At 70.7% G+C, this 14,920-nt stretch carries 17 protein-coding genes; 14 read left to right on the forward strand and 3 right to left on the reverse strand.

Annotated features, from left to right (window positions below; all coding sequences use genetic code 11):
* Positions 1-59 precede the first annotated feature (59 nt).
* On the forward strand, positions 60-521 hold the full coding sequence (locus ACGFMK_RS23605) for a MarR family winged helix-turn-helix transcriptional regulator (protein WP_392766893.1): 462 nt from the start codon (positions 60-62) through the stop codon (positions 519-521).
* Between the two features lie 119 nt (positions 522-640).
* Positions 641-1,546 carry an acetamidase/formamidase family protein gene (locus tag ACGFMK_RS23610; RefSeq protein WP_392766895.1) on the forward strand — a complete coding sequence of 302 codons (906 nt, stop codon included), beginning with the start codon at positions 641-643 and terminating at the stop codon, positions 1,544-1,546.
* Positions 1,547-1,666: 120 nt separating this feature from the next.
* Here ACGFMK_RS23610 and ACGFMK_RS23615 read toward each other — a convergent pair whose 3' ends face one another.
* Positions 1,667-1,855 (reverse strand): hypothetical protein, encoded by a 189-nt coding sequence (locus ACGFMK_RS23615; protein ID WP_392766898.1) that lies wholly within the window; start codon positions 1,853-1,855, stop codon positions 1,667-1,669.
* A 129-nt stretch (positions 1,856-1,984) separates the two neighbouring features.
* Here ACGFMK_RS23615 and ACGFMK_RS23620 point away from each other — a divergent pair, with 129 nt between their 5' ends.
* Positions 1,985-2,329, forward strand: a complete 345-nt coding sequence (locus ACGFMK_RS23620; protein WP_392766900.1) for a DUF3253 domain-containing protein — start codon at positions 1,985-1,987, stop codon at positions 2,327-2,329.
* Positions 2,330-2,356: 27 nt separating this feature from the next.
* Here ACGFMK_RS23620 and ACGFMK_RS23625 read toward each other — a convergent pair whose 3' ends face one another.
* Positions 2,357-2,665, reverse strand: coding sequence for a putative quinol monooxygenase (locus tag ACGFMK_RS23625; RefSeq protein ID WP_392766903.1), 309 nt, complete (start codon positions 2,663-2,665; stop codon positions 2,357-2,359).
* Positions 2,666-2,806: 141 nt separating this feature from the next.
* A complete protein-coding gene (locus ACGFMK_RS23630) occupies positions 2,807-4,423 on the reverse strand; it encodes a PucR family transcriptional regulator (RefSeq protein WP_392766905.1) in 1,617 nt (538 codons plus the stop codon).
* 339 nt (positions 4,424-4,762) lie between these two features.
* Here ACGFMK_RS23630 and ACGFMK_RS23635 point away from each other — a divergent pair, with 339 nt between their 5' ends.
* Genes ACGFMK_RS23635 through ACGFMK_RS23685 form a run of 11 tightly spaced genes read left to right on the forward strand, consistent with a single transcriptional unit; the run spans position 4,763 to position 14,914 of the window.
* Positions 4,763-5,230: an Hsp20/alpha crystallin family protein gene (locus ACGFMK_RS23635; protein WP_392766908.1), complete on the forward strand. Its 468-nt coding sequence runs from the start codon at positions 4,763-4,765 to the stop codon at positions 5,228-5,230.
* Positions 5,231-5,240: 10 nt separating this feature from the next.
* The gene (locus ACGFMK_RS23640; RefSeq protein ID WP_392766911.1) at positions 5,241-5,759 is read left to right on the forward strand and encodes a general stress protein; all 519 of its coding nucleotides are present in this window, start codon (positions 5,241-5,243) and stop codon (positions 5,757-5,759) included.
* Positions 5,759-7,642: a molecular chaperone DnaK gene (dnaK, locus tag ACGFMK_RS23645; RefSeq protein ID WP_392766914.1), complete on the forward strand. Its 1,884-nt coding sequence runs from the start codon at positions 5,759-5,761 to the stop codon at positions 7,640-7,642. The genes ACGFMK_RS23640 and dnaK overlap by 1 nt, the downstream gene beginning before the upstream one ends.
* Before the next feature lie 9 nt (positions 7,643-7,651).
* The gene (locus ACGFMK_RS23650) at positions 7,652-8,191 is read left to right on the forward strand and encodes a nucleotide exchange factor GrpE (RefSeq protein ID WP_392766917.1); all 540 of its coding nucleotides are present in this window, start codon (positions 7,652-7,654) and stop codon (positions 8,189-8,191) included.
* A gap of 6 nt (positions 8,192-8,197) precedes the next feature.
* Complete coding sequence (locus ACGFMK_RS23655) at positions 8,198-9,124, forward strand: DnaJ C-terminal domain-containing protein (protein ID WP_392766920.1); 927 nt, start codon at positions 8,198-8,200, stop codon at positions 9,122-9,124.
* On the forward strand, positions 9,124-9,420 hold the full coding sequence (locus ACGFMK_RS23660) for a chaperone modulator CbpM (protein WP_392766922.1): 297 nt from the start codon (positions 9,124-9,126) through the stop codon (positions 9,418-9,420). Before ACGFMK_RS23655 ends, ACGFMK_RS23660 begins: the two co-directional genes overlap by 1 nt.
* Positions 9,411-12,041, forward strand: coding sequence for an ATP-dependent chaperone ClpB (gene clpB, locus ACGFMK_RS23665; protein WP_392766924.1), 2,631 nt, complete (start codon positions 9,411-9,413; stop codon positions 12,039-12,041). The genes ACGFMK_RS23660 and clpB overlap by 10 nt, the downstream gene beginning before the upstream one ends.
* Positions 12,038-12,517, forward strand: a complete 480-nt coding sequence (gene trxA, locus ACGFMK_RS23670; protein WP_392766926.1) for a thioredoxin — start codon at positions 12,038-12,040, stop codon at positions 12,515-12,517. The genes clpB and trxA overlap by 4 nt, the downstream gene beginning before the upstream one ends.
* The gene (locus ACGFMK_RS23675; RefSeq protein WP_392766929.1) at positions 12,514-12,777 is read left to right on the forward strand and encodes a ubiquitin carboxyl-terminal hydrolase 14; all 264 of its coding nucleotides are present in this window, start codon (positions 12,514-12,516) and stop codon (positions 12,775-12,777) included. Before trxA ends, ACGFMK_RS23675 begins: the two co-directional genes overlap by 4 nt.
* Positions 12,774-14,465: an FAD-dependent oxidoreductase gene (locus ACGFMK_RS23680; protein WP_392766931.1), complete on the forward strand. Its 1,692-nt coding sequence runs from the start codon at positions 12,774-12,776 to the stop codon at positions 14,463-14,465. The genes ACGFMK_RS23675 and ACGFMK_RS23680 overlap by 4 nt, the downstream gene beginning before the upstream one ends.
* Positions 14,465-14,914 (forward strand): DUF1931 family protein, encoded by a 450-nt coding sequence (locus ACGFMK_RS23685; RefSeq protein ID WP_392766934.1) that lies wholly within the window; start codon positions 14,465-14,467, stop codon positions 14,912-14,914. The genes ACGFMK_RS23680 and ACGFMK_RS23685 overlap by 1 nt, the downstream gene beginning before the upstream one ends.
* The last annotated feature ends 6 nt before the right edge of the window (positions 14,915-14,920 follow it).

The raw sequence follows: 14,920 nt of genomic DNA on the forward strand, positions 1-14,920 counted from the left end.
TCCCTCGTTCCACCCGGTCGATAGGTGATACGACATCTGATGACGTGTAATCTATTCCCATGCGCCCTGCCGAAGAGCTGCGGTTCCTGATCCTGGCCGCGCAGCGGGAAGGCAACCGCCTGCTCGCCCAGGCCCTCAAGCCGCTCGGGGTCACCCCGTCGCAAGCCGAGGTCCTGGCGCTCCTGCAGGAGCGCCAGCCACTGACCCTCAACGGACTGGGCGCCCTGCTGGTCTGCGAAAGCGGCAGCAACCCCAGCCGGCTGGTCGACCGCCTGACCACCACCGGCCTGATCGACCGCCTCCCCGCCGACCACGACCGCCGCCAGGTCCGGCTCACGCTCACCCCCGAAGGCGCACGCATCGCCGCGGGCATCAGCGAGATCGAGGACGAGCTCTACGACCGGCTCGACACCGCCGGCGCCGGGAGCGACACCGGCGAGGTCATCGCCTTCCTGCACCGGTTCGTCGACGGCCTGCCGGCCGGCCGTGCCCTCGCGCACCGGAAGGACACCGGCGGCTGATCGGGCCTGCCGCCTCGGTTTCGGCCGACGCGCAGTGACGGCGTCCTGACCGCCGTCCGCCTGAAACGGACCGCGGGGTTCATGCTTCCCTGAAGACCCGAAACGGCAGGAGACGAATCGTGGCCGAACACCGGCTCCCGGCGACACGTGAGACCACTGTGGACGTTTTCGACCGGGACACCCCACCCGTGCTCACGGTCGACCCCGGCGATTCCCTCGTGGTCGCGTCACTCGATGCCGCGGGGTACCTGGAACGCCGGATCGACGGCCCCACGATGATCCCCGGCCGGCGCGGGCACTGCCTGACGGGCCCGATCGCGGTGCGCGGCGCCGAGCCCGGCCTGGTCCTGGGCGTGCACTTCACGTCGATCACGCCCGCGGACTGGGGCTGGACGTCGGCCGGGGTGAAGGACACCGCGCTCAACCGCGCCCTCGGCGTGGCCGGCGGCCCGGGCACGCGGCTGACCTGGGACATCGACGGCGACACCGCCACCAGCAACCTCGGCCACACCGTCGGCGTCGCGCCGTTCCTCGGCGTCGCCGGCGTCCCGCCCGCCGAACCGGGGCCGCACTCGACCATCCCGCCGAGGGCGGCCGGCGGCGGCAACATCGACTGCCGGGACCTCGTCGCCGGGTCCACGCTGTTCCTGCCGGTGACCGTGCCCGGCGCGCTGCTGCACCTGGGTGACGGCCACGCCGCGCAGGGACAGGGCGAAGTCGGCGGGACGGCGATCGAGTGCTCGATGACGACCGGGGTGACCCTCACGCTGTCGGCGGATCCCGTGCTCCCGGGCATCCACGCCGAGACGCCGGAAGGCCGGCTCACCTTCGGCTTCGGCGCCGACCTCAACCAGGCGGCGGCGGACGCGCTGGCCGCCATGACGACTTGGCTGCAGCACCTCTTCGACCTGGACCGGCCGACCGCGCTCGCCCTCGCCAGCCCCGTGGTCGATCTGCGGATCACCCAGGTCGCCAACGAGACGTGGGGGGTGCACGCCGTCCTGCCGCACGGATCGGTCCGCTGATTTACCGTTGCCGGTCCCGGTTCCAGGATTCCGGCGGAAGCGTGAGCCACCCGAAGCCACCGGCGGCGAGCCCGAGGCCGGCGGGGTGCTCGCTCCCGGCTCCCCGGCCGTCGAGCGCGGTCATCGAGCCCGCCCGTCGACCATGGCCACGACCAGCGCGGCGCACCCGGCCAGTGGCAACCCCCGATCCCGGGCCATCGCGGCCAGCGCGCTGCGGGCCGCGGCTTGACCGAGTCCTTGTGCGGCAAGGACATCCATCGCCAGCCGGACGACGTCGGGGCCGGGCGACGGCGCGGATCGAGCAGCCATGGGTGACCTCCGGCGGGTTTCGCGGACCAAGACGCGACCGGATACCCGGCTGATTCCGGGTTCACACCGGCCCGCTGAAGATCACCCGATCAGTGGCACGTCCGGCGGGGCGGTGCGATCCTGGGAGGTATGACCGATCAGTCCGGCCCGCGGCGTGAGCTGGAACGGACACAGCACGGTGCCGGTTTCGCGGCCGAGCAGGCGCGGATCGCCCTGACCGCCGAAACCCCGGCCGAAGGTCTCCGGGCCGCCATCCTCGCGCTGGCCACCGCACGGGGCACGGACAGCAGCACCTGCCCCTCCGACGCGGCGAGAGCAGTGGCCGCCGACTGGCGACCCCTCATGCCGGAAGCGCTGAAGCTGGCTCGTGATCTCGCCCGCGGCGGCCAGGTGGAGCTCAGCCAGCGCGGTGAGCCACTCGACCCGGACGGTCGGTGGCGGGGCCCGATCAGGATCCGGCTCCCCCGGCCTTGAGCACGAAACCGCCCGGCGAGTGCCGGGTCAGGGCAGTTTCGAGGCCAGGATGTCGACCCGCTGGATGACGGGGGTGCCGGCGAAGAGATCGGGTGCCTGGGCCATCAGGGCCTCGGCCACCTTGCCGTTCAGGTGTGCCTCGCGTCCCGCGTCGTCGGGGAACACGTCGTAGATCCCGAACGTCGTGTCACCGAGACGGAACGCGAACCAGGCGGTGGTCGCCGGCTCCTCGTCGACGAGCGCCCGGCCCGACTCGAGGAACTTCTCGACGTCGCTCTCCCGGCCCGGCTTGGCCTCCATCGTCACGAGCAGCCCTACGGTCGGTGCCTCGGTCATGAGTTTTCCTTACTCAGCTGTCGTCTTGTGTGTCGGATTTCGTCCTGTTTGGACGCGAGCACAGATGACGGTAGCCCCGTTCCGACGGTAACGCCAGGACACTCCTGGGGGGTCCGGCGGGGTTCGGCCGGCCCCTCCCGGTCACGTCGAGCCCCCCAGCACCTTCCACGCTCGGGTCGCCACGTGCAGGTTGAGCCGGCTTTCGACGTCGTTGAGGTCGAGGTCGGTGAGCTCCCGGATCCGGCCCAGCCGGTAGCGCAGGGTGCTGCGGTGGATCACCAGCGCGGAAGCGGTTTCGTCGTAGTGCCCGCCGCATTCGAGGTACTGCGACAGCGTCCGGACCAGGTCCGTGCTCTTGTGCTCGTCGTAGTCGAGAAGCGGGCCCAGCCATTCCCGCACGAACGCAACGATTTCGCCGCGATTCACCCCGGTGTCCAAAATACGGTAAAGGCCCAGGTGATCGAACGTTGTCGGTCCGTCGGGCGATCTTGATTTCCGGCGGATATCCAGGGCTCGCATCGCTTCCGAATAGGATTTCGGAAAGTCGCCGGGGCGGTCGCAGCGCCCGCCGACGCCGAGTGCACCGCCGCTTCCGAGGTTTTCCGAAAGCAGGCGGTACAGCGTGTCCCCGTCCGGGCGGCCGCTGACGAGGAGCACCACCGCTCCCGAGCGCCGCGAGATCATCGAGCTCAGCTGTAGGGAGGCGACCGCCCGGCCCGCGGCCTCGGCGACGGCGTCGTCGGTCTGCCTCCCGCCCCACCGCACGACGATCACGCGATGAGGACCACGCAGGTCGTGCCCGAGCGCGTCGGCGCGAGCGTAGGCGCTCTCGTCGTCGGTGCCGGTGATCAGGTCGTCGACCAGGTCACGGTGCAGGCGCAGCTCGACCTCGGCGAGGTTGCGCAGGTGCGACAGCTCCAGGGCCAGCACCGTCGTCCCGTATTCGAGCGCGAACACCTCGTGGCTTCCCACGGTCCTGCGCGGGTCCACGAGCGCGACCACACCGAGGACCTCGTGCTGCGGCTTGACCAGCGAGATCAGCCGATCCTTCTCCCGGACCGGATGGGGAACCGCCGCGGCCCGCCGGAGCAGCTCCTCGCGCCGGTGGGCTCGGGCCTTCGGGTACGGGTCGGGCTTGCCGGGACCGGCCCACGCCCGCAGGTTGCCGAACCGGTCTTCGATCGCGACCGGCAACGACGTCAGCTGGTGCACCGCGTAGGCGATGCCCGGCTCACCCGCACCGGACACGGAGATGTCGCTGAGCACCTCGTGCACGTGGGTCTGCTGCTCGAGCCGGGCCACCGAGGCGGACAGCCTGCCGTTGACCTCCTGCAGTTCGACCGCGTGCGCGCGCTCGCGCAGGTGGAGCGAGGCGTTCGCCAGCGCACCCGCCGTCTGCCGGCCGAGCGCTTCGAGCAGGAAGAACTCGTCCTTCGGCGGCTCCACCGCCGCGTGCACCACCAGGTAGCCCTTCGGCCCGCTCGGCCCACGCAGCGCGAAGCCCCAGCACCAGCCGCCGCCGGTCAGGACGAGCGGACCGCCGTCTCCGTCGAGGAGGCGGACCTGCCGGTCGAGCTCCGCGTCCGGCTCCGCGCCGTCACGACGGCTGAGCGCACCGTCGACGACCAGGTACACCGCCTTGACGCCGCAGCCGCTCAACGACGGTACCGAGGTGGCGGCCAGCCGGACGATGTCGTCGGCTTCCCGGCCGTCGAACATCATCGTCGAGACGACGAAGAGCCCGTGCAGGTTCGACAACTGGTCACGCCACCAGCTGTCCGGCCTTTGTGGAGTTTCGTGGGCTCGGTCGCCCGTCGTCGCGGGTGTCATCGGGACCTCCGACCGCCGACTGCCCAAAACCCTACACGGTGGTTCCTGCTCTGCGGGGTCGATCGTTCGCGCGAATTTCGACCTGCCAGGCGCACGCGCCGGGACGGCCGTCCTTGCCACTGTGTGGCTATCCCGAAAGGTCACTGCGACAGCCCCGATTCTGCCGGCATTCGCAGAACTCGTGTCCGACCGGAAACCGCGTCGCAAGTCGATTTGACGCGGTGGATCTCTTCGCGGCACGTACCCGGGCGAGAAATGAGGAGAGTCATGACCTTGATGCGTTTCGACCCCTTCCGTGATCTCGAACGCTTGACCGAGCAGGCCGTGGCCGGCACCCGCGGCCCGCGGGCGATGCCGATGGAGGCCTTTCGCCGCGGCGACCGGTTCGTCGTCGCCCTGGACCTGCCGGGAGTGGACCCCGGCGACGTCGACGTGACGGTGGAACGCAATGTGGTGACCGTGCGCACCCGCCGCGCCCCGCTACGCCGGGAAGGTGACGAACTGCTGGTCGACGAACGGCCGCAGGGCGAGTTCAGCCGCCAGTTCTTCCTCGGCGACAACCTGGACAGCACGCGGCTGTCCGCGGAGTTCGACCGCGGTGTGCTCATGCTCGGTATCCCGATCGCCGAAGCCAGCAAGCCCCGCAAGGTTGAAATCGGCACCGGTTCCGGGACGGCCGAACAGAAGCCCCGCATCGCCGAACAGGTTTCCCGAGAAGAACCCGCCAACGTCTAGGAGCCGGACGATGACTGCGCAGCCGGGCGCCACGGCGCCACCACCGCGTCACTCTTCGGACCCCCACGCTTCGGACCAGCGCCGTCCGATCGGGTCCTACGAAAGCTACAGCGAAGCCGAGCGTGCCGTCGACTACCTGTCGGACAACGGTTTCCCGGTCGAGCGGGTCGCCATCATCGGCTCGGACGTCAAGCTGGTCGAGCAGGTCGTCGGGCGCCTCAACTACGGCGGCGCCGCTTTGCGGGGAGCCGGCTCGGGCGCCCTCACCGGGCTGCTGATCGGCTGGCTGTTCGGGATCTTCAACTGGTTCACGCCGGTGCTGGCCGCCTTCACCCTCGCCCTCTACGGCCTCGTGTTCGGCGCGGTGATCGGCGCGCTCTTCGGCCTCGTCGCGCACGCACTCCAGGGCGGCCGCCGCGACTTCGCGTCGGTCCGGGTGATGACGCCGACCCGCTACGAGGTCGTCGCCGACGAAGCGGTGGCCGGCGAAGCCAAGGACCTGCTCGCCAAGATGACCGGAGGTGTGTGATGGCGAAGGCGGTCGGCATCGACCTGGGCACGACCAACTCGGTGATCGCCGTCTGGGAAGGCGGCGAGCCCACGGTCATCGCCAACTCCGAAGGCGCCCGGACCACCCCGTCGGTGGTCGCGTTCACCGAAAGCGGCGAACGGCTGGTGGGCCAGCTCGCCCGCCGGCAGGCGATCCTCAACCCGAAGGGCACCATCTACTCGGCGAAGAGGTTCATCGGCCGCAAGTTCGACGAGGTGTCCGACGAGGCCAAGGCGGTCGGATTCGACGTCGTCGAGGGCGAGGGCGGCGTCGTCCGGTTCAAGGTCCGCGACAAGCTCCACTCGCCGGAGGAGATCAGCGCGCAGATCCTGCGCAAGCTCGCCGACGACGCGGGCAAGTTCCTCGGCGAGCGGGTGACCGAAGCCGTCGTCACCGTGCCCGCGTACTTCAACGACGCCCAGCGGCAGGCCACCAAGGACGCCGGCAAGATCGCCGGCCTCGAGGTCCTGCGGATCATCAACGAGCCGACCGCCGCCGCGCTCGCCTACGGACTCGACTCGAAGGGCCACGAGACGGTCCTCGTGTTCGACCTCGGCGGCGGCACCTTCGACGTGAGCCTGCTCGACGTCGGCGACGGCGTGGTCGAGGTCCGCTCGACCGCCGGGGACACCCACCTCGGCGGCGACGACTTCGACCGCCGGATCGTGGACCACCTCGCCGATCGGTTCAAGCAGGACAACGGCATCGACCTGCGTTCGGACCCGCAGGCACTGCAACGGCTCTTCGAAGCCGCGGAAAAGGCGAAGGTCGAACTCAGCTCGGTCAGCCAGACCAGCGTCAACCTGCCCTTCATCACCGCGGGCCAGGACGGCCCGAAGCACCTCACGACCACCTTGATGCGCTCGGTGTTCGAGCAGATCACCGCCGACCTCGTCGAGCGCTGCCTCGGCCCGGTCAAGCAAGCCATGGCCGACGCCAAAGTCACCGCGAACGACATCGACGAAGTCATCCTCGTCGGCGGCTCCACCCGCATCCCCGCCGTGCAAAGCCTGGTCCGCCGGCTCACCGGCGGCAAGGACCCGAACATGAGCGTCAACCCGGACGAGGTCGTCGCGCTCGGCGCGGCGGTCCAGGCCGGGGTGCTCAAGGGCGAGGTCAAGGACGTCCTGCTGCTCGACGTCACGCCGCTGTCGCTCGGCGTGGAAACCCGCGGCGGCGTGATGACGAAGATCGTCGAACGCAACACGACGATCCCGGCGCGGCGGACCGAGGTGTTCTCCACCGCGGAGGACAACCAGCCCGCGGTCGACGTCGTGGTGCTCCAAGGCGAACGCGAACGCGCCGCCGACAACCGGGTGCTCGGGCGCTTCCAGCTCACCGACATCCGGCCCGCACCCCGCGGCGAACCCCAGGTCGAAGTCACCTTCGACGTCGACGCCAACGGCATCGTCAACGTCACCGCGCGCGACAAGGACACCGGCACCGAGCAAGGCATCACCATCAGCGAAAGCTCGAACCTCGACCAGGCGGAGATCGACCGCATGGTCAGCGAAGCCGAACGCAACCGGTCGGAGGACCAGCGGCTGCGCGAGGAGATCGACGCGCGCAACCTGCTCGATTCGGCCGCCTACCAGGTCGAGCGGGCCATCACGGACACCACTCCACCGCACGAGAAGGCGCGGGCGGAGATGCTCGTCCAAGACGCTCGCGAGGCGGTGAAGGACGCCGCTCCGCTGGACCGGGTGCGCGAGCTGACCTCGGAGCTGCAGCAGGTGCTGGCCGGGCTCAACACGCCCCGGGCGAGCGGCGGCAACGGTGAAAGCGGCAACGGCGAAGGCGGCGGCCCCCGGCACGCCGCCGACGAGGACGACGTGATCGACGCCGACTTCGACCGGGCGTGAGGCAGCGCGATGGCCACCACAGGAAGGGCCGCGGAGCAGGGAGAACCCTCCGCGGAGGTCGCCGGGGCGGGCACGGATTCCCGCCCCCAGGAGGTGCCGGCCCCGGCGACCGGGGTGGACGGGAAGCTCGCCGAGCTCGAGGACCGGTGGCGCCGCGCCGCGGCCGACCTCGACAACGTGCGCAAGCGCCAGGCCACCGAACTGCGGCGGGAGGTGGAAGCCGAGCGGGCGAGGGTCGCCGCGGCCTGGCTCCCGGTGCTCGACAACCTGGAGTTGGCGCTCGCGCACGCCGAGGCGGACCCGTCGGCCATCGTGCAGGGTGTCCGCGCGACCCGGGAGCAGGCCGTCCGCCTGCTCGCCGGGCTCGGGTACCCGCGTGACGACGAAACCGGCGTCCGGTTCGACCCGAACCGGCACGAGGTCGTCGCCGTCGTCGAGGACCCGGCCACCGCACCGAACACGGTAACCCACGTCGTGCGCCCCGGCTACGGGACCGACCGGCACCAGCTGCGGCCGGCGGCCGTGGCGGTGTCCAAGTCCCAGGGGTGATCGCGGGTGGCGACTGATTTCTACGAGGCTCTCGGTGTCGCCAGAACGGCGAGCACCGAAGAAATCCAGCGGGCGTACCGGAAACTGGCGCGGCAGCTCCACCCCGACGTGAACTCCGACCCGGGCGCCGAAGAGCGCTTCAAGGAGGTCAGCGAGGCCTACCAGGTGCTGTCCGACCCGGAGCAGCGCAAGAAGTACGACCGGTTCGGCGCGGACTTCCGCCGGGTGCCCGACGACTTCGACGAGCGGGCGTACGCCGGTGCCGGTCGGCGGGGCGGCGGCCGTGTCCGCCACCCCCGGGCCGGCCCGGGATTCGGCGGCGGATCCGAGGGCTTCGAAGGCGTCGACATCGAGGACCTGCTGGGCGGCTTCTTCCGGAGCCGGGGTGCCGGTGGGCCGATCGCGGGCGCCGACCAGGAGGCCGAGCTCGAGCTGACGGTCGAGGAGGCCTACCGGGGCGGGCGACGGCACTTGAGCATCGCCGGCGCGGGCGAGCGCGGCTACGACGTCGACATCCCGGCCGGTGTGCTCGACGGGCAGCGCATCCGGCTCGCCGGTCAGGGCGGGCGGGCGTCCGGGAACGCCGCGCCCGGCGACCTCTACCTCGTGGTGCGGATCAAGCCGCATCCCCGCTACCGGCTGTCCGGGCGCGACCTCACGGTCGAGCTGCCGGTGACGCCCTGGGAGGCGGCGCTCGGCGCCACGGTTCCCGTGCTGACCCCCGGTGGCGAGGTGAAGGTGCGGGTCGTGCCCGGTTCGTCGACCGGACGGCGGCTGCGGCTGCGCGGCGAAGGCCTGCCCAACCCCAAGGGCAAGCCGGGCGATCTCTACGCCGAGGTGCGCGTGATGGTGCCGAAGAAGCTCGGCAAACGGGAGCGGGAGCTCTTCGAAGAGCTCGCCGCCGTGTCCGATTTCGACCCGAGGAGGACCTGATGGCCGAGTACCTGCTCGCCCGTCCCGTCCGGCTCAGCCTCGACACGGCAGCCGCGCGAAGCGGACTGCACCCGGAGCTGATCCGCCGGTTCGTCGCGCTGAGCCTGGTGGACGGCACGACCGACGCGCGCGGGCGGATGTGGCTCGCCCCGTCCGCGGTCGCCACCCTCGCCCGCATCCAGCGCTTGCGCGCGGGTCTTTCCCTCAACTACGCGGCCATCGGGCTCGTGCTCGATCTGCTGGACCGCATCGACGTCCTCGAAGCCCAAGTCAGGAGCCACCGGCGATGGACATGAGCAAGCTGACCCGGAAATCGCAGGAAGCGCTGCAGGAGGCCCAGAGCGTGGCGCAGCGCCACGGCCACACCGAAACCGACGGTGAGCACCTGCTGCTCGCCCTGCTCGATCAGCCCGACGGCCTGGCGCCCCGGCTGCTCGCCCAGGCGGGCGCGGACGTCGACAGCCTCCGTGAAGCCGTCGAAGCGGAACTCTCGCGGCGGCCGAAGGTGACCGGCCCCGGCACCACTCCCGGGCAGGTCTACGTCACCCGGCGCCTCGCCGGCCTGCTGGACGCCGCCGAACGGGAAGCCAAGCGGCTGAAGGACGAATACGTCTCCGTCGAACACCTCGTGCTGGCCCTCGCCGACGAGGGTCCGAAGTCCGCCGCGGGGCGGCTGCTGACCCAGTACGGCGTGACGCGCGAGTCGTTCTTGACGGCACTGACCAAGGTCCGCGGCAACCAGCGGGTCACCTCGGCGACCCCCGAGGGCGCGTACGAAGCGCTGGAGAAGTACGGCCGCGACCTGGTCGCCGACGCGCGGTCGGGCAAGCTCGACCCGGTGATCGGCCGCGACTCCGAGATCCGCCGCGTGATCCAGATCCTGTCGCGGAAGACGAAGAACAACCCCGTGCTGATCGGCGACCCCGGCGTCGGCAAGACGGCGATCGTCGAGGGCCTCGCCCAGCGGATCGTGCGCGGCGACGTGCCGGAAGGGTTGCGGGACAAGACGATCTTCTCGCTCGACATGGGCTCGCTCGTCGCCGGGGCGAAGTACCGCGGCGAGTTCGAGGAGCGGCTCAAGGCCGTGCTGGCCGAGGTCAAGGCCGAAGAGGGACGCATCCTGCTCTTCGTCGACGAGCTGCACACGGTCGTCGGGGCCGGCGCCACCGAGGGCGCGATGGACGCCGGGAACATGCTCAAGCCGATGCTCGCGCGCGGCGAACTCCACATGATCGGCGCCACCACACTCGACGAGTACCGCAAGCACATCGAGAAGGACGCCGCGCTGGAGCGCCGGTTCCAGACGGTCGTCGTCGACGAACCCTCCGTCGAGGACACCATCTCGATCCTGCGCGGGCTGCGGGAGCGGCTCGAGGTGTTCCACGGGGTCAAGATCCAGGACGGCGCCCTGGTCGCCGCGGCGACGATGTCCCACCGCTACATCACCGACCGGTTCCTGCCGGACAAGGCGATCGACCTGGTCGACGAGGCTTGTGCGCGGCTGCGCACGGAAATCGACTCCATGCCCGCCGAGCTCGACGAGCTCACCCGGCGCGTCACCCGCCTGGAGATCGAGCAAGCCGCGCTGTCCAAGGAAGCCGACCAGGCCAGCAAGGCACGGTTGGCGGACCTCGACCGGGAGCTCGCCGATCTTCGTGCCGAAGCGGACTCGAAGAAGGCGCAGTGGGAAGCCGAGCGACAGGCGATCCGGCGGGTCCAGGAGCTGCGGTCCGACCTGGAACGGCTGCGCCACGAAGCCGAAGAAGCGGAACGGAACTACGACCTGAACCGCGCGGCCGAACTGCGCTACGGCGAGATCACCGAAGCCGAACGCCGGCTCGCCGCGGAGGAGGAACAGCTGGCGGGCAAGCAGGGCCGCAAGCGGCTGCTGCACGAGGTCGTCACCGAGGACGAGATCGCCGAGATCGTCGCTGCCTGGACCGGGATCCCGGTTTCCCGGCTGCAGGAAGGCGAACGGGAAAAGCTCTTGCGCCTCGACGAGATCCTGCACGAGCGGGTGATCGGCCAGGACGAGGCCGTCCGGCTGGTCGCCGACGCGGTCATCCGGGCGCGCTCGGGGATCCGCGATCCGCGCAAGCCGATCGGGTCGTTCATCTTCCTCGGCCCGACCGGGGTCGGGAAGACCGAACTCGCCAAGACCCTCGCGGCGGCCTTGTTCGACAGCGAGGAGAACATGGTCCGGCTCGACATGAGCGAGTACCAGGAGCGGCACACCGTCTCGCGACTGCTGGGCGCTCCCCCGGGTTACGTCGGCTACGACGAGGGCGGGCAGCTCACCGAAGCCGTGCGGCGCAAGCCTTACTCGGTCGTGCTGTTCGACGAGATCGAGAAGGCGCACCCGGACGTGTTCAACACCCTGCTCCAGGTGCTCGACGACGGCCGGATCACCGACGCGCAGGGCCGGACCGTCGACTTCCGCAACACGGTGATCATCATGACCTCCAACATCGGCTCGCAGCACCTGCTCGACGGGGTCACCTCCACCGGCGAGATCAAGCCGGACGCCCGGGACGCCGTGCTGGCCGAGCTGCGGCACCACTTCCGGCCGGAGTTCCTCAACCGCGTCGACGACATCGTGCTGTTCACCCCGCTCGGGCCGGCCGAGATCGAGCGGATCGTCGACCTGCAGTTCGACGAGCTGCGCCACCGGCTGACCGAACAGGGCATCTCGGTCGAGCTGACGGCGGAGGCCAGGAAACTCATCGCCCGGCACGGGTTCGACCCCGTGTACGGCGCCCGGCCGCTGCGCCGGTACATCTCCCACGAGGTCGAGACCAAGATCGGCCGCACGCTCCTGCGCGGTGAACCGACCGAGGGACTGGTGATCACCGTCGACGCCCAGGACGGCGAGCTCGTCGTCACCTACAGCGGGGGCGAAGGGCGGTCCGCGGCATGAGCACCGGCACCGGAACCACCACCACGGTCGTCTGCGAACACTGCGGCCACAAGAACCGCGTCCCGGCGGCCGCCGCGGGCAAGCCGAAGTGCGGGCACTGCCACGAGCCACTGCCCTGGATCGTCGACGCCGGCGACCCCGACTTCGCGGAGGTCGCGGAGCGGGCCACGCTGCCGGTGCTGGTCGACCTCTGGGCCACCTGGTGCGGACCCTGCCGCCAGGTCAGCCCCGCGCTGGCCCAGCTGGCGCGGGAGCGGGCCGGGCAGGTCAAGCTCGTGAAGGTCGACGTCGACAAGGCACCCGGGCTGTCCCAGCGGTTCGACGTGAAGGCCGTGCCGACGCTCATGGTGCTGCGCGGCGGCGAGGTCGTCGCGCGACAGGCGGGCGCCGCGCCCGTGCCCGTGCTGCGCGAGTGGCTCGATCAAGCGCTGGCACGGCCGGCGAACAACTCGACAACGGAAGGTGACGCGCGATGACCAGTGTCGTCGACCGGCATCTCGCGCTCGTGCGAGACGTGGTGCCGCGAACCCCGCAGGGGTGTGAAGAGTGCCTGGTCGCCGGCACGCCGTGGCTGCACCTGCGGCTGTGCCTGACGTGCGGGCACGTCGGCTGCTGCGACTCGTCGCCGATGAAACACGCGAGCAGGCACGCCCACGCCATCGGCCACCCGATCGTGCGCTCGTTCGAACCCGGGGAGACCTGGCGCTGGTGCTACGTCGATCAGACATTCGTATGACCGCCTTGGCAGGGCTCGACCTCGGCGCGCCGCCGACCGAGACCCCGGATCCGCACGGCGCGTTCCCCCGGCTCACGGACGAGCAGATCAGCACCCTCGGTGAAGGCGGCGAACGCCGTCCGGTCCAGGCCGGCGAAGTGCTGTACACGCAGGGCGGGCGGCCGTCCGAGTTCTTCGTGATCTTGAGCGGCAAGGTCGCCGTCACCGAAGGAACCGGGGACGACGCGAAGGTCGTCCGCGTGCACGGCCCTCGCCGGTTCCTCGGTGAACTCGGCCTGCTCGAAGGGCAGCCCGCGTTCGTCGGCGCCGTGGCCGCCGAACCCGGCGAGGTGCTCGCCATCCCGATCAGCACGGTGCGGCACCTGGTGCTCGGCGATCCGGTGCTCGGCGACCTGATCCTGCGCGCCTACCTCGTGCGGCGGACGGTCCTCATCGGAGCCGGCAACGGACTGCGGATCGTCGGCTCGTGCTATTCCCCGGACACCAGGCGGCTGCTGGAGTTCGTGGCGCGCAACCGGCTCCCGTACCGGCTGGTCGACGTCGACAAGGACCAGCAGGCCGAAGCGCTCCTGGGGCGCTTCGGCGTCGCCGTCGCGGACACCCCGGTGGTCGTGCTGAACGGCACCGAAGTGCTGCGGAACCCGAGCACCGCCGAGCTGGCCGGGAGAATCGGGCTGCGGCCGCCGGACTCCGAACGCGATGTGCGCGACCTGCTCGTGGTCGGTGCCGGGCCCGGCGGTCTGGCCGCGGTGGTCTACGGCGCTTCCGACGGGTTGCGGCTCTCGGCGTTCGACGCCATGGCCCCGGGCGGCCAGGCCGGGACGACGTCCCGCATCGAGAACTACCTCGGCTTCCCGCCGGGGATCTCCGGGGCGGAGCTGGCCGAACGGTCGGTGATCCAGGCGGCCAAGTTCGGGGCCCGGGTCGCCGTCCCGGCCGAGGCGTGCACCCTCGAAGAACGCGACGGCCGCTACGCCGTCGGCTTCGACGACGGCATCGAGATCGTTTCCCGCGCCGTCGTGATCGCCACCGGCGCCCGCTACCGCCGGCTCGTCGTACCCGGCATCGAGACGTTCGAGCCGACCAGCGTCTACTACGCGGCGACACTGCACGAAGCGCGTCGGTGCCTCGCATCCCCGGTGGCCGTGGTCGGTGGCGGCAACTCGGCCGGCCAGGCGGCGGTGTTCCTCGCGGAGGGTTCGCCGGTGGTCTACCTGCTGGTGCGCGGCGGCGATCTCGCCGCGAACATGTCCCGCTACCTCGTCGAGCAGGTCGAACAGCATCCGCGGATCACCGTGCTCGGCCACACCGAAGTCCGTGAGCTCGCCGGCGGCGACGGCCTCGAATCCCTGGTCGTCGAGAACAACCGCACCGGCGAGCGCCGCGTCCTCGACGCCCGCGCGTTGTTCGTCTTCATCGGGGCTTCCCCGCACACCGCCTGGCTTTCGGGGATGGTCGCCCTCGACGAGGACGGGTTCGTGCTCACCGGGGCGGACGCCGAGCAGTTCCGGGACGCCGAAGTGTGGCGCGGGGTGCATCGCGCGCCCCAGGTGCTGGAGACGAGCAGGCCGGGGGTCTTCGCGGTGGGAGACGTACGGCACGGCTCGGTCAAACGGGTGGCCTCGGCGGTCGGGGAAGGCGCCATGGCCGTCCGGTTCGTCCACGAACATCTCTCACAGGAGGCCTGATGCCGGTCATGGGTGCGGCGAGGTTCGAACGGTTCTTCCGGATGGCCGCGAGCCTGGACGTCGACAAGAGCGACCTGAAACGGTACGACGAGTTCCTCGACCGCAAGATCTACGACTTCTTCGTGGTCGCCAAGGCCACGGCCAAGGCCAACGGGCGGGACGTCATCGAGCCGCGGGACCTGCCGATCACCAAGGGCCTGCAGGAGCGCATGCACGAGTTCCTCAAGCTGGACGAGGACCTGGAAGTGGTGCCGCTGCTGGAGCAGCTCCTGGCGCGTCCCGCGCTCGGGATCGCCCTCTCCGAAGAAACCGAGGCCCGGCTCCCCGCCGTCGCCGGCGGCCTCAGCGTGGCGCTCGCCCAGGCGTTCAAGATCGTCGACCCGCGCGTCAAGAACCCCGGCTCCACCGAGTGGGACCAGGTCTTCCGGATGTTCGAACTGCTCCTCTGAAAGGAC

Source organism: Amycolatopsis sp. NPDC049252 (assembly GCF_043197175.1).
Taxonomy (GTDB): Bacteria; Actinomycetota; Actinomycetes; order Mycobacteriales; family Pseudonocardiaceae; genus Amycolatopsis.